This is a genomic window from Sulfitobacter dubius, from assembly GCF_027214245.1.
Classification (GTDB): Bacteria; Pseudomonadota; Alphaproteobacteria; order Rhodobacterales; family Rhodobacteraceae; genus Sulfitobacter; species Sulfitobacter dubius_A.
In genome coordinates this window covers 1-13518 of sequence record NZ_JAPWHM010000006.1, presented here as the reverse complement: position 1 = coordinate 13518, position 13518 = coordinate 1, and the positions used below count along the sequence as shown (strand labels likewise).

Annotated in this window: 10 protein-coding genes and 3 pseudogenes; 5 read left to right on the top strand and 8 right to left on the bottom strand. The window is 54.8% G+C overall.

All coding sequences use genetic code 11. The features are described 5' to 3' along the window. Positions 1–61: 61 nt before the first annotated feature. From O4H31_RS15645 to O4H31_RS15625, 5 genes and pseudogenes are all read right to left on the bottom strand, one after another. Entirely contained in the window at positions 62–1372 is a 1311-nt protein-coding gene (locus O4H31_RS15645; RefSeq protein ID WP_269347261.1) for a TRAP transporter large permease, read from the bottom strand. Between the two features lies 1 nt (position 1373). Next, positions 1374–1904 (bottom strand): TRAP transporter small permease subunit, encoded by a 531-nt coding sequence (locus O4H31_RS15640; protein WP_269347259.1) that lies wholly within the window; start codon positions 1902–1904, stop codon positions 1374–1376. Further along, positions 1901–2572, bottom strand: a complete 672-nt coding sequence (locus O4H31_RS15635; RefSeq protein ID WP_269347257.1) for a TetR/AcrR family transcriptional regulator — start codon at positions 2570–2572, stop codon at positions 1901–1903. The genes O4H31_RS15640 and O4H31_RS15635 overlap by 4 nt, the downstream gene beginning before the upstream one ends. Positions 2573–2591: 19 nt before the next feature. Next, positions 2592–3713 carry a C4-dicarboxylate TRAP transporter substrate-binding protein gene (locus tag O4H31_RS15630; protein WP_269347256.1) on the bottom strand — a complete coding sequence of 374 codons (1122 nt, stop codon included), beginning with the start codon at positions 3711–3713 and terminating at the stop codon, positions 2592–2594. Positions 3714–4036: 323 nt separating this feature from the next. Further along, positions 4037–4390: pseudogene (locus O4H31_RS15625) on the bottom strand (integrase core domain-containing protein); the annotation flags it as partial. A 136-nt stretch (positions 4391–4526) separates the two neighbouring features. Between O4H31_RS15625 and O4H31_RS15620 the strand changes: the two are divergent. Both O4H31_RS15620 and O4H31_RS15615 read left to right on the top strand, forming a co-directional pair. Then, positions 4527–4823 (top strand): annotated as a pseudogene (locus O4H31_RS15620) (IS110 family transposase); the annotation flags it as partial. A gap of 19 nt (positions 4824–4842) precedes the next feature. Then, positions 4843–5193 (top strand): annotated as a pseudogene (locus tag O4H31_RS15615) (SDR family oxidoreductase); the annotation flags it as partial. Between the two features lie 63 nt (positions 5194–5256). Here the strand turns inward: O4H31_RS15615 and O4H31_RS15610 are convergent. Continuing rightward, on the bottom strand, positions 5257–7053 hold the full coding sequence (locus O4H31_RS15610; protein ID WP_419723608.1) for an IlvD/Edd family dehydratase: 1797 nt from the start codon (positions 7051–7053) through the stop codon (positions 5257–5259). A gap of 37 nt (positions 7054–7090) precedes the next feature. Between O4H31_RS15610 and O4H31_RS15605 the strand changes: the two genes are divergently transcribed. Then, entirely contained in the window at positions 7091–7345 is a 255-nt protein-coding gene (locus tag O4H31_RS15605; protein ID WP_269347252.1) for a hypothetical protein, read from the top strand. 58 nt (positions 7346–7403) lie between these two features. Here O4H31_RS15605 and O4H31_RS15600 read toward each other — a convergent pair whose 3' ends face one another. Beyond that, positions 7404–7541, bottom strand: coding sequence for a DUF3253 domain-containing protein (locus O4H31_RS15600; protein ID WP_269347250.1), 138 nt, complete (start codon positions 7539–7541; stop codon positions 7404–7406). A 699-nt stretch (positions 7542–8240) separates the two neighbouring features. On the opposite strand from O4H31_RS15600, the gene O4H31_RS15595 reads away from it, so the two are divergent. Beyond that, a complete protein-coding gene (locus O4H31_RS15595) occupies positions 8241–12125 on the top strand; it encodes a hypothetical protein (protein ID WP_269347247.1) in 3885 nt (1294 codons plus the stop codon). 140 nt (positions 12126–12265) lie between these two features. After that, positions 12266–13288 (top strand): alpha/beta fold hydrolase, encoded by a 1023-nt coding sequence (locus O4H31_RS15590; RefSeq protein ID WP_331283701.1) that lies wholly within the window; start codon positions 12266–12268, stop codon positions 13286–13288. 24 nt (positions 13289–13312) lie between these two features. On the opposite strand, the gene O4H31_RS15585 is transcribed toward O4H31_RS15590, so the two are convergent. Next, positions 13313–13518 (bottom strand): hypothetical protein (locus O4H31_RS15585; RefSeq protein ID WP_269347243.1); only part of this gene is annotated, 206 nt, incomplete at its 5' end.

The following is a 13518-nucleotide window of genomic DNA, read 5'->3' as shown; positions in this document are numbered from 1 at the left end:
AGTCGCGTTATGAGTTTTGGTGATCCGCCATCAGCGAAGGCTGGAGTACGAGCGCCCTCGTTCATTGGTAGAGCAGCGACGGAAGCCAGAGCGACAAAGCGGGGATTAGGATGATTAGAAGCAAGGCGACGAAGTCCATTACAATGAACCACGCTACCCCACGAAAAACTTCGGGCAGGGTCACGAGGTCTCCTAGAGCACCTTTGATGACATAGACGTTCAGCCCAATTGGCGGGGTCACCAGGCCGACTTCGAGCAGCTTAATGACAATGATGCCGAACCATATCGCATCGATCCCCGCTGCATCCACAAGTGGAAGGATCAACGGCAGGGTGAGCAGCAACAACCCGATGGAATCGATCAGCATGCCGAGGAGAAGATAGATCACGGCGACCGCGAATAGGATCCACCACTGGCTGTCGCTCACAGAAAGGATCATTCCGGAAAACGCTGTCGGCAAACGCGACATTGCCAAAAATTTGGTAAATAGAACCGAACCGATCAGGATCAAAAAGATCGACGCGGTGCTTTGCAGCGTGCTAACCACGGCGGCCTTAAATTCCACCCAGCTTAGCGATCTCCTTATCAAGGCGATGCAAAGCGCAAAGAATGCACCCAGCGCGCCCGCTTCGGTGGGTGAGAAATAGCCGCTGAATATCCCGCCTAGAACCAGAAGGATCAGGGTCGGCAGGGGCCAGATTTCTTTGAGGGCCTCAAGTTTTTCCGCCCGCGTAGCCTCAACCACGACAGTGCCGGCAAGGCTTGGCTTTGCCTTCACGCGCGCGACAATCATCATCCCATACAGAACGGCCGACATCAGCCCCGGAATAAAGCCGGCCATGAACAATTGGCCAACCGAAACCTGCGCATATACGCCATAAAGGATGAGCAATACGCTGGGCGGAATAAGCGAACCCAATGTGCCTGAGGCCGCGATTGTGCCAGTGGCTAACCCCTTATCATACCCGTTTTTGAGCATCTCAGGCACAGCGATGCGCGACATGGCCGCCGCTGTGGCAACACTGGAGCCAGAGGCCGCCGCGAAAAAGGTGCAGGCCCCCACACTCGCAATTGCCAAGCCGCCGGGAAGCCGCGCGAGAAACAACCTGAGTGCGCCGAACAACCCACTGGTCAACTTCCCCTCGGTGGCCAAATACCCCATGAAAAGGAACATCGGCGCTGCAGTCAGTTCCCATTGACCAATGAAATCGAACGGCGTTGCTGACACTACGCCCCATGCGATGCGCATATTGGTGATCTCAGCGATGCCGACGATTGAGACTAGTCCCAGTACCACCCCAATCGGAAAGCGTAGTGCGATGAGCAAGAGCGTAACTGCGACAGCAATCACTCCAATAGTCGTATTGTCCACGTTACAACGCCTTTCTATGGCGGATTGATTTCAGGAGGTTGGAGAGCGAGGCCAACAACAACCCGAAGAAACCGATCGGCAAAGCCCAGCGACTCGGCCAGATGTAGAAGATGAAATTCGACATGATGGTTTCCATTCGCTGAGTGGAGTTCAGCGCATCATAGAAACTTTGCCAGAACATCATTGCAAAGAAAGTGATGCTCATAAGGCAACTGAGTACGTAGAGAACAAGCTGCACCCGGGCAGGCATCCACTGAACAAAGAGATCAACCCGTATATGTTCATTACGCAGCTCAACAAAGCCCATCGGCAGCATGACCAGCATAATCATATAGTAGAAGGAAACGATCTCTAACGTGCCGATCATCGTAAAGGCACCGGTCGCACGGCCTGCGACCTCAACAGTGACATGGAACATCATCAGGATGAGCGCCATAGCCGCAAACACGACAAATCCTCGATTCAGCAGGTAGATACTGCGGTCAAGAACGGAAAATGTGCCGTCTTCTCCGCGTGTTTCTATCTCGTTCATGATGCACGCTCGGAATTTTGATGTTTACGCGAAAGCTTCAGAAGCCCTTTCCAGTAATTGATCGTCTCGCGGAAAAGGTCGGGGTCATCGCGCCAGATCGTCTGCGTTGCCATTCCGCGCGCTAAACACATGATCGCGGTGATCTCGACCTTTTGGCGCATTTGCACAGCGGGGTCATCGGACGGCCCATCGATCTTTTCCCAGATACGACCATAAGCGTCGTTGAAGTCCTGCCCGACAGGCACCAATGCGGCCTTGATCTTAGGATCTGTGCGCGCGGCGTTCACAAATTCCATTGAGACCATGTACAGGTCACCGGAGAACCGTTGCCAGACGAAGTCGAGAAATTGGTCGATCGTGAGTGAGTCATCCACAACGGAACTTGCCGCCCGTTCGGCTTCTTCTGTTTCGCGCAACAGCAATGACCGCAGGGCTTCGGCCATCAATTCTTCTTTGGTCGGAAAGTGATGCAGCAGCGCCCCTCGCGAAACTTTCGCACGTCGCGCCACCTCAGTCGTCGAGGTGTTGATCAGCCCCTTGTCCTTGATACACGCCAGCGTGGCCTCAAGAAGGCTGGAAGTCGTCTCAAGCGACCGTTCGGCCTGAGTGCGTCGTTTTCGTTCTGCCATGTGCCCGCGCTCCATCATAAAGGCGCGCGCGATTGCCACGCGGGCGCCCTTCTCAGTATTATTGAATGCCGTAAGTGGAGGCGTCGATTTTGCTGTAGATCTCGCGCAAGGCCAGTTCAGCAACCGCATCCGCATCAGTACGGTCAACGTCGGTCAGCAAGTCTTCCCATTTTTCATGGGTCGCGATGAAGTCATCGATGACCTCTTTGCCGTTGCTCAGTCCATAGGTCTCTTGCGAGGTCTGGTAAGCGGTTTCCACTGAGTTCGCGCGGTACTCCTCAGCCGACGCAAGCAGGTCTTCGCCCGGTTCATAGACATTGTTGCCCTTCTCCTTCGCCAGAGCGAGCTTTTCTTCGGCGCTGCCGACATACTCGACAATCATGCGCGACATAGCACGTGCGGTTGTTTCCAGCAGAATTTCGCGATGCTCGGTGCTAAGCCCAGACCAGAATTCAGGGTTGAAGCCCCACTGTGGGCCCGTCCAATACATGCCTGTCGACAGCATCGTGGTATGTTCCGCGACTTCCCAGAGCGACCGGTCAATGAGGTCATTTGCGGCATTCGAAGCACAGTCGAGTGTCCCGCGCTCAAGGCCGGTATACATTTCGCTGGAGGGGACGTTGACGGGGATGCCCCCTGCTTTTTCAACCCACTGCGACACGCTCGATCCGGCCGTGCGGATACGCTTTCCTTTGAATTCTTCCAGCGTACGCACGGGTTCACGGCAAAACAGGACATAGGGCGGCGTCGCATAAGAACCAAGATATACGACCCCCTTTTCGGCCCATTCCTGAAGCTGTGTTTCGTTGTTCATACTAAAATCGGTCGAGGCTAAAATCATCGTCAGCGGATCGGAATAGTTAAAACCCAGTTCCTGGATGCTGTTTGCAACAGGCATCTCCGAGGGGGTGTATACTGCCGCATGATGCGCAACCTGAACCACGTTGTCGCGAATACCTTGCAGGTTCGCACGCGGCGCGAGCAGCACGGTACCGGTGTAGACGTTTGGCTTCAGTTCTCCGCCAGACATTTCTTCAACCATTTTGGCCCATTCAATGTAGCCATACTTCGAATGAGGATGTTCGGCCGCGTAAAACGAATTTGCTGTAAATTCCACTTCGGCCGCCGCGACTCCGGCTATGCCCGAGATCACCATTCCTGCGAGAAGACGCTTAATCATGTTTATGCTCCCTGAGATGTCTATCTTGATTCTTATGTTCAGTTAGGTTGGGAGCTTATTTAAAAGCAGTCAAGATTGTTTGTTTTTAAATCCTCAACGGAGCTGTATAAGCGCCGTTCTGGCCCGCCTGCATAAATTACGCTCACATTTGCGGCAACCGGAGCGCATTCCAGCTGCCGAAAGAGGCAACAACTTCCCGTCTTTGGTTTGGCTTCGGAATATAGGAGCGTCGCTTAAACACGAATAGTCGGACGAACTCTGCGACGCCGGTTGGCATGAGCTTTCAGATAAGAGCATTGACCTGCCCCCCACTGGTCCCTCGTTCATGACGAGAGCCTGCGGGTTTGATTTTGATAGTCGTCGGTTTCGGGCTGGGCAAGCGCGCCGGGCGCGGAGCACTTAAATTGCTCAAGCGTCCAGCTCGCTTCGATCGGTGTTTTGTTCCCGAGCGATGAGTGCGGCCTGACGGTGTTGTAGTCGTAACGCCAGAGCGCCAGCTTCCGGCGGGCGTCGTCCAGGGTGTCAAATATCTCCTCGTTCAGCAGCTCGTCGCGCAGGCTGCCGTTGAATGACTTGATAAAGGCGTTCTGCTGCGGCTTCCCTGGGTCGATATAGTGCTACGGAATTGCGTTCTGATCGGCCCACCCCAGAATGGCCCGACTCGTGAACTCTGTCCCGCAGCACGTCGGGAAGAATGGCTTCTGGTAGGTTATGGCCGCCTGCGCAGCCTCTAAATTGCGCAGCGGGTGGCCATAACCGGGTCTCAGGTCTCAACAATGGTTTTGCACAACCACACTGCTGAGGAGACCGGCTATGACCGCTACCCATTCTACCCTTACGACCGTGTTGGTCGCTATCGACATTTCCAAGCATCGGCACGAGGTGCTGATTGGCATCCCGGGCAAAAAGCGTCGCCGCCGCATGACAATTGCGAACACCTTGGAGGATTTTCAGCGCCTCTCAGCCGCTCTTGCCAGCTATGATCTGCCAGTGCGGATCGGGTTTGAGGCGACCGGTAATTATCACCGTGCCTTGGCCCACCATCTTGGCCTGGCCGGGTTCGACCTGAAGCTGGTCTCTTCCGTGGGCTTGGCCAGGACGCGAGACGCGCGTGACGGCACAACAAAGCGGCAGTGTGATCAACGTTGCATCGCTGCTCTCGTTTCAGGGCGGCATTCGCGTGCCATCCTATACGGCATCGAAAAGCGCCGTGGCGGGGCTTAAGAAAACCCTGTCTAACGAGTGGTCGGCACAGGGAATCACAGTGAATGCTGTCGCGCCGGGCTATGTCGTAAGCAACAACACCGCAGACCTGCGCGCTGACCCCGAGCGGAACAAAGCGATCCTCGACCGTATCCCACTGGGTCGCTGGGCCGAGCCTGAAGATATCGCGGGTGCGGTCACGTTCCTCGCCTCCCCCGCCGCGCGTTATGTCACGGGGATTACGTTGCCTGTCGATGGCGGCTGGTTGGGGCGCTAGAGACGGGCGCCAACTCACGCTCGAATGGCGTCCGCCCTCTTTATAGGATGAACAAACCGGTCATCAGTGACTATCCCTCGGACTGCTCTTACGGGCGACATCGCGATAGAAAGGCGCATCGCGCAATGTCATCCCTTTGTCCAATCCGGTTGTTAGCTCGCGGAAGTACTGCTGCCACGGTGTCTGGCTGGCGGGCATTTGGTATCCCCCGTCGCTGACAAGTTGACGCGCCCGCTCGGCCAGCTCATCCAGCGGTACCAGCATGTCCGCGGTCCCTTTCCCCAGATCAAATCGCACCCGGTCACCGGTTTTCAAAAGAGCCAAGCCGCCTCCCTCCGCTGCTTCGGGTGAGGCGTTGAGGATCGAAGGCGACCCGGACGTGCCAGACTGCCGCCCGTCGCCGACGCAGGGCAAGGCGGCGATCCCTTTATTCAGCAAATAGGAAGGGGGGCGCATGTTGACCACTTCAGCCCCGCCCGGATAGCCCTTCGGCCCCGCACCCCGCATGAACAAGACGCAGTTCTCGTCGATATCCTCGGCAGGGTCATCGATGCGGTTGTGATAATCCTCAGTGCCGTCGAACACGATAGCGCGGCCTTCAAAGGCATTGGGGTCGTCCGCATTCGACAAATAGCGTTTGCGAAAATCGTCAGAGATTACGCTGGTCTTCATAAGCGCACTTTCGAACAGGTTGCCCGAGAGGTTCAAGAACCCCGCATTCGTCGATAGCGGGTTCTCCAATCTGCGGATCACGTCATCGTTCGTCGCGGCGCGCCCTTCGCAATTGTCGCCCATCGACCGTCCATTCACAGTGGTCGCCTGAGGGTGCGGCAGCAATCCACCCTCCAACAGACGCGCCACCACGGAAGGCACGCCGCCCGCGCGGTGATAATCTTCGCCCAGATACTCCCCCGCCGGCTGGAGGTTCACCAACAGCGGCACCTTATGCCCCAAGGCTTGCCAGTCGTCATTGTCCAGCGGTACCCCGAGGTGCGCCGCGATCGCATTGAGGTGAATGGGCGCATTGGTAGAGCCGCCAATGGCCGAGTTGATGACGATGGCGTTTTCAAAAGCCTCCCGCGTCATGATGTCGGACGGGCGCAGATCGTCCCAGACCATCCCGACGATACGCTTTCCTGTCTCATAACTGATCTGCCCGCGTTCGCGGTACGGCGCGGGAATGGCAGCGGAGCCGGGAAGCTGCATGCCCAAAGCCTCCGCCAGGGAGTTCATCGTGGTGGCCGTTCCCATCGTGTTGCAATATCCGACGGATGGCGCGCTGGAGGCGGCAATCTCCATAAACTCTTCGCCATCGATCTCGCCCTTTGCCATCAACTCGCGCGCTTTCCAGATCACCGTGCCCGAGCCTGCGCGCTCCCCATTCCAATAGCCGTTCAACATGGGGCCGACAGACAGTGCGATCGCCGGAATATTGACCGTCGCAGCCGCCATCAACAGGGCCGGAGTCGTCTTGTCGCATCCGATGTTCAGGACCACGCCATCGATTGGATAGCCGTAAAGCGTCTCAACCAATGACAAATAGGCAAGATTGCGGTCCAGATTGGCCGTAGGGCGTTTGCCGGTCTCCTGAATGGGATGCACAGGCACCTCGATACAGGTCCCGCCTGCCGCGATAACTCCATCCCTGACACGCTTGGAAAGCTCGATATGATGGCGGTTACAGGGGCTGAGATCGCTGCCCGTCTGTGCAATCGCGATGATCGGCTTGCCGCCCTGAAGCTCGTTGCGCGTGAGCCCGTAGTTCAGATAACGTTCAAGATACAGCGCCGACATTTCCGGATCACCTTCGCGCGCAAACCAATCTCGCGAGCGCAATTTATCCTTGGTCATCTTCGCCATCTTTTAACCTGCATCTGAAAATAGTTGGAATGCTAGTATGTCATGCAATTCCGCTAAGGTAATCCCCCTTAAATTATTGTTTTTCAAGAACCGTCTTTCGCATTGTACCAATCCCACCCTCCCCGAAGCGGAACGGGCGGCGCTTGTAAAAGAACTCATGCAAGCACGCTTGGCTGTGAAGAATGCAAAGACAAATGAAGACGTGAAAACTGCTCAAGGAAAGGTGCATGAAGCCAAGGTGGCATTGGGCGAACGTGGGCCGGTCTGGTTGAACGACGGCGCCCCGGAGTGAACCGCCGGCACCCAAAGAACAAACCACAGGCCGTTTGGTGGCGCGGCTTGGCGCAAGACTAATTCGGCTTCTTGGCGATGGCGATGCGGTATATCCCAATGAACGACTTAGGATCGACGCGCTTCTCGCCCTGCTTGATCGCAATTGTTCCCTCATCAACCAGCCGAACTGCTTGTTCACGGACGGGGTCCATCATGTGACTACTTATGGCAAGCGGTCCCAAACATTTTTGTACTAGCCCCGCTTGGTATCAATCCATGATCAGGCTCGTAGTTCGATATACATGTCAACTGCATGGTTGACGCCCACCCTATTGGGGCCAGAAGTCACCCTGCAACTGCCTTTTAAGTTATCGTTACGAATTCGCAGTCGCAGCGGAGCCTACCAATAACGGAAACGCTGTGCCTACAGATGCGAGGTGCAATTTCTACGGCAAAGCCTACGGGGCCTACTTCTAAATCATTTTTCCGGAAAAGACTGGTGCAGACTAATCTTACTTACCTTTTGATGCAGCTTGCGCATGAACCTCCCGAGACGGTGGGCAGATAGGGTTGAAGCTACTCAACGGGACTAAGGACGCCCCGCATGTTTGAAGTCCTATTCATCGCGGACCATGGTTTTCGCTGCGGTTGGCTAAGCCTTTGGACGCAAGGGGCGGATTCCGGACTTTCGCTGCGCCCGCGCATTTGGAAAGCTGAGCCTCGAAGAGCGGACATTCTTTACTGAAGCAGGAGCGCGTTAAGCCAACTCGCGTTCAAGCCGCAAGACTCATTGATCGTGCTGGTTGTCCTATTTGTTGTGGTGTAGCAATTGTACTGCCCAACGCAGGCCCCTACGACCGCAATCTCGGCCAATACATCGGGAAGGGCGAACCAACAGAGGAAACGTGCGAAGAATGATCTTTGAAGTTGATGCAAACCAAATAGAAAGGCTAGACGCCAACCAGATCGTGGAACTGCTGCGTCGGCTCGTCAATGCGGAACTTCTCAAGCACAGTATTCCACTCCGCTCTGGCAGCGTACCCGCTCAGATCACCATCGCTGATGGTGGTGAAGATGGCAGAGTAGAGTGGTCAGGAGGCCCAAACCAAACAGATTGGTTGCCGAGCCGCTACTCAGTGTTTCAGAGTAAGCGCGGGGCAACTTCACCATCCGGTCTAAAAAAAGAGACTTGGACCAAAGCCTCTCAAAAGACTGGCAACAAAAAGATTCTGAATGAGGCCCTCGTTCAAACCATCAACCGAAGCGGAGCATATATTGTCGTCACAGCAACGGCAGTCGTTGGAACAAAACGAACGGATCGTATCAACGCTATTCGCGATGGTATTATTGAGGCAGGGCATGATCCAAGCAGACTCACCTCAATAGACATATTCGACTGCAACAAACTTGCGGCATGGACAAACGCTCATCCGTCCGTCGGGCTTTGGCTCAACGCCATATTACGCGATGTACATTTAGGTGGATTTCAGACCCACGAAGATTGGTCAAAATCGCCCGAAATATCGGAGGTTCCATATAAAGTCAGCGAACAGCCTCGATATTTGGCGCAAGGCTCAGAGATACGGCGTTGGAAAAACGATGACCCGAGCATCGCCGAAGAGAAGGATCTGCAAGAAATTCGCCAGATAATCTTCAAGTTTTTCGGCGACAGAGGTAACGCGCTTCGGGTTTTTGCACCTTCAGGGTTTGGAAAAACGCGTTTCGTCTATGAACTCATTAACAAAGGTGCAGAACCAGACGATGCATTGGATGCCAATCAAGTTGTCTATTGCAACTATGAAGATGTCGGTGATCGGCTGCTCAATCTCGCCCGCGAGATTGCCGACTCTGGTTCGCGAGCAATTTTGATCGTCGATGATTGCCCAAACCCAATTCACACACGACTAAGCGAGATTGCGCATCGACAAGGCTCGAAGTGCAATGTCATTACGATTGGTGTCGAATCGAACGCGCAGTCGATGCGGAAGAACCTCGTCGTGAAACTCAATCCGGCGTCCGACGAGCATATCATCGACATCGCGAGCGCTGTTCACGAACGCGCAAAGGGACGCAACGCCACGTTGGTGCGCGAATTAGCCCAGGGCTTTCCACGAATGGCCGTTTTTGCTGCAAGGGCGTTGGAAGACAAAGACTTCGAGCTTGGTTCTGTCGAGGCATTGGTTTCCCGCATCGTTTGGGGTGAGCGTGGTGAGGACGCATCCGCGCTGGAAAGCCTCCAGCTCGTGAGTCTGTTTACGCTAGTCGGGGTCGAGGGAGATGTGGGTAGCGAACTCGAAGAAGTCGCCAAATTCGCGGGGCGTGACTCGCAAGAAATTTTCGGCGACTTGGCCTCTTTCGCGGAAACCGGCGTAATCCTTAGGCAGGGAGACTATGCCGCTGTTCAACCCCTCCCGCTTGCTATGAGATTGGCGAACATGTGGTTGGAATCTAAACCATCGGGTACATTGGCGGGCTTTTTCTGGTCTTTGAGTGAAGACATGAGACTTCGCATGGTCGGACGCCTAAGGTGGGTGTCATGGTCTGAAAGAGTCAGAGAGTTCGCCCAAGAACTAGTCCGAGAAGCATTACCTGACCTAGCCTTTCTGGATACTGAGTTTGGCTCAAAATTGCTTGATCGATTTGTCCATCTCGCGCCCGACGCAACGATGGACCATCTGGAACGGCTGCTTGGTGAAAAATCTGTTGACGAGTTGAAGTCTTTTGAAACCGGACGACGCCATGTCGTGTGGGCCTTGGAGAAGCTGGTATTTCGGCATCAGACTTTCATTTCAGCCGCCCGACTTCTGCTTCTTCTAGGTGCGGCAGAAAATGAGAATTGGGCCAACAATGCAACTGGACAGTTCACGAGCCTGTACCAACTTCAACTTTCTGGCACGGAAGCAACCCCAAGGGAAAAATTGTTTGTTCTTGATGAAGGTCTCTCCCATAAAGACCAACGTGTGCAAGAAATTTGCCTTTCAGCACTCGATAGGATGCTAGAAAGCGGACATTTTTCCAGATCGGGTGGGAGCGAGAACATCGGAGCAGATGAAGCGCTCGACGATTGGCATCCCAAAAATTATGGCGAGATATGGGATTACTATCGGGAAGCTCTAAAACGCTTAGAGCGCATCGCACTTGGCGACCAACAAGAGCATGCAAGAACCGCGCTGAATTCCATCGGTTCGCATCTGAGGAGCTTGCTTCATATCCAACCAATGTTTAGCGAAGTTCAAGACATGATTGCTCGGCTGCTTGAGCGCCATCCGCATTGGACCAAACCGCTTATGGCCGTCAACCAATGGCTCTACTTCGACCGAAATCATACTCCTGAAGACTATCAGGCCAAGCTCCGCACATATTATGACGAGCTGTTGCCGAAATCTGATGTTGAGCTTTTGCTAGTCTACAGTTCGGGATGGGCGATTGACATTCATGACCCGGATGCCATGTACAATCGCGATGGCGAAAACGACTTTAATTATAGTACTAACAAGGTTGAAGAAATTGTTGCACGCAGCCCGAAGACTGCGGAACATTTCTTTCCAGTTTTAGATGCGTTTGCAGTTGGAGAATTCAATTCGGGCTGGATCACTGTCGATAAGATTTCCGCCCACGCCGATGATCCGCACACATTGCTTGAACATTTAAAGAGCTTGCAGTCGCTGCAAGACGATACAACGAAGTTTGCGAATTTCGTAGGTAGCGTCATCAGGGGCGCACGCCGGAATAACCGTGACACCGCGCTTGAATGCCTGAACGAAGCCCTCGCTGTCGAAGTGCTTGTTCCGCATGCAGTTAACTTTATCGCCGCTGCAGGTTTGGATGACTCACTTATGTGTCGCGTGATCGAACTGCTGAATGAGGGCAAAATCGAGCCGCGCTCCACCGACGCAATTGCTTTTTCTGAGACGTTGGAAGGTATCGCCCCTGATCTCATCGTTGATCTGCTCCACATCATGAATCAACGCGGCAGCGTTGGCGCGTGGGCTGCCATCGATTTCATAGGACGGATGCTCTACAAGAAAAGCTTCAATCGAGAACCGTTTGTTGAGGTCGTCAAGGGTATCGTAGCAAATCCCACCCTCTTTGAGCGTAATAACTATTCGAACATGGATTGGTACCATTGGCACGACATTGTAGAGAAGTTGCTCGATGAAGGTTTCGTGGACGATACATTCGCAGAAAAATTGTTGAATTTTATTCTGAGCGTAACTGAAGTTGAGGAGTACAGTGTCCAACTCTCTTTTGACGATTACGCCCAAGAAATTCTCCGAAAGTTAATTTCTATCGACCCCGAACAGGTGTGGCAGAAATTTCATGAACATATAAAAAATGCGGATGCCTTGCGGGAGCATCGGTTAAATGGGCTTTTCAAGGCGCGAACAGGGAACCCTGCAGGCGCTGGCGTCCTTAACGACATGCCTATGGAAATAATTGTTGCTTGGATGCTTGACGAAAAAAAAGAGCGTCTGCCACTCGTGCTTGAATGGATTGAGCTATTCCCAGGTGACGAAGAAAATAGCGAGTGGTCAGCCAATTTTGTCGATTTCACTGACCAATACATTGATGATTTGGACGCATTGGATGCCGTCACTTCGAGAATTACATCAGGGAGCTGGTGGGGGTCATACACCAATAAAATCGAAACTGAGAGGGCGCGACTGATTCAGCTGAAAGACGTTTCGTCCAATCCTCTAGTTCACCGCTGGGTAGACAAGACAGTTTCGCGGTTCGACAACTCAATTGTCGCTGAGCGCAGGCGGGATGCCAATCGAGATGCTGATTTCAAGAAGTAACGTCTCTGTTCAGTAGGCGTATGGAGGATGTTACGGAGGACGTTACACCCTCCTATAGGATGACAATGCAAATGTCCCTTTATTCGATGATCTGTTTGATTTTTACTCTTTAGATTTTGCTCCTGCAGCGAAAGTCTGTAATGCGGACTGCGGCCGCAGATTCTGATAGAAGTGCTGAGTGTCCGGTTTGGGCCGTCCTTGACTGCGGCGAGACGACCGCACAGGGGTCAGGAATTGATATCTGCTGCGCGGGTGCGTCGGCGGCGGCGATGCGCAGGAGGATCGGAATATGCGCGTCCGCTGCATGCCTCCGTCGGCACGACGACCCGTCGGCTACCAGGACAACCGGCGGAACCAGTTTCGCTGCCGAACGTTCCTTGGGCATAGAACTGAATTGCGAACGTCACGGTGCCGGAACACCCTTGCTCCTGGTTCACGGGCTGGGTGGAAGCGTCCGGTCCTGGGACGGCATACTGCCGATGCTTGCTCGCGAACGCGAAGTCATATTGGTCGATCTGCCTGGACACGGCGGGTCTCCGGCGATTCCGGGGCGCCAGACGATTGCCGCCTATGCGGATGCGCTCGAACAGTTTATCGACCGGAACGGGCTTGTCGACATTGATACCGTCGGCAGTTCTGTCGGCGCGCGGCTGGTGCTGGAACTGGCACGGCGGGGCATCGGCGGCCACACGGTCGCTTATGATCCGGGCGGTTTCTGGTGCGGCTGGGAGACGGCGTGGTTCCGCTCCACGCTTGCCGCCTCGGTCCGGCTGGTGCGCCTCCTGCGGCGGCACATTCCGGCGCTCTCGCACAGCCGTGCCGCGCGGGCCGTTCTGCTCGCGCAACTGTCGGCGAAGCCCGGCGCCCTTGATCCCATGCTGGTCCGGAACGAGCTGACGGCCATAGCCGAGACCGATGTGTTCGACGCGATGCTGCGCGAACTGGCGCGTGGTCCGTTGCAGGAGGGGACCGCCACACCTCCGGGCCGCGTGACGATTGGCTGGGGCCGTCAGGACCGACTCCTGCTGCCACGTCAGGCGGAGCGCGCACAAGCGGCCTTCCCCACCGCGCGGTTACACTGGTTCGAGCGGTGTGGCCACTTCCCGCAATGGGACCGCCCGAAGGAGGCCGCAGAGGTCATCTTGAAAACGATCGCGAGATGAGGCGCGGATAACGGACGTGACCTCTCACGCGCGGTCCAGCTCCTCGAAAAACTGCATGATGAGACGGAGATAACTCGAGCGGATGCTTCCTTTGTCCGCTCCGCCGACCTTCACCTTCGAAAATGATGCGCGAGGGATGAATGGCCGATATCGTGAAGCTGCATCGCAGCGTTCGATCATCAAGGTAATGGCAGGTCTGGGCCGGCCGCGACAGACCGGCCCCTGGCGCT

Bases quoted from the DNA above. Each gene is read 5' to 3' on its own strand.
- O4H31_RS15590 (WP_331283701.1), top strand. From the start codon at position 12,266: ATGCGGACTGCGGCCGCAGATTCTGATAGAAGTGCTGAGTGTCCGGTT.
- O4H31_RS15610 (WP_419723608.1), bottom strand. From the start codon at position 7,053: ATGGCGAAGATGACCAAGGATAAATTGCGCTCGCGAGATTGGTTTGCG.
- O4H31_RS15640 (WP_269347259.1), bottom strand. From the start codon at position 1,904: ATGAACGAGATAGAAACACGCGGAGAAGACGGCACATTTTCCGTTCTT.
- O4H31_RS15595 (WP_269347247.1), top strand. From the start codon at position 8,241: ATGATCTTTGAAGTTGATGCAAACCAAATAGAAAGGCTAGACGCCAAC.
- O4H31_RS15600 (WP_269347250.1), bottom strand. From the start codon at position 7,541: ATGATGGACCCCGTCCGTGAACAAGCAGTTCGGCTGGTTGATGAGGGA.
- O4H31_RS15630 (WP_269347256.1), bottom strand. From the start codon at position 3,713: ATGATTAAGCGTCTTCTCGCAGGAATGGTGATCTCGGGCATAGCCGGA.
- O4H31_RS15605 (WP_269347252.1), top strand. From the start codon at position 7,091: ATGTCATGCAATTCCGCTAAGGTAATCCCCCTTAAATTATTGTTTTTC.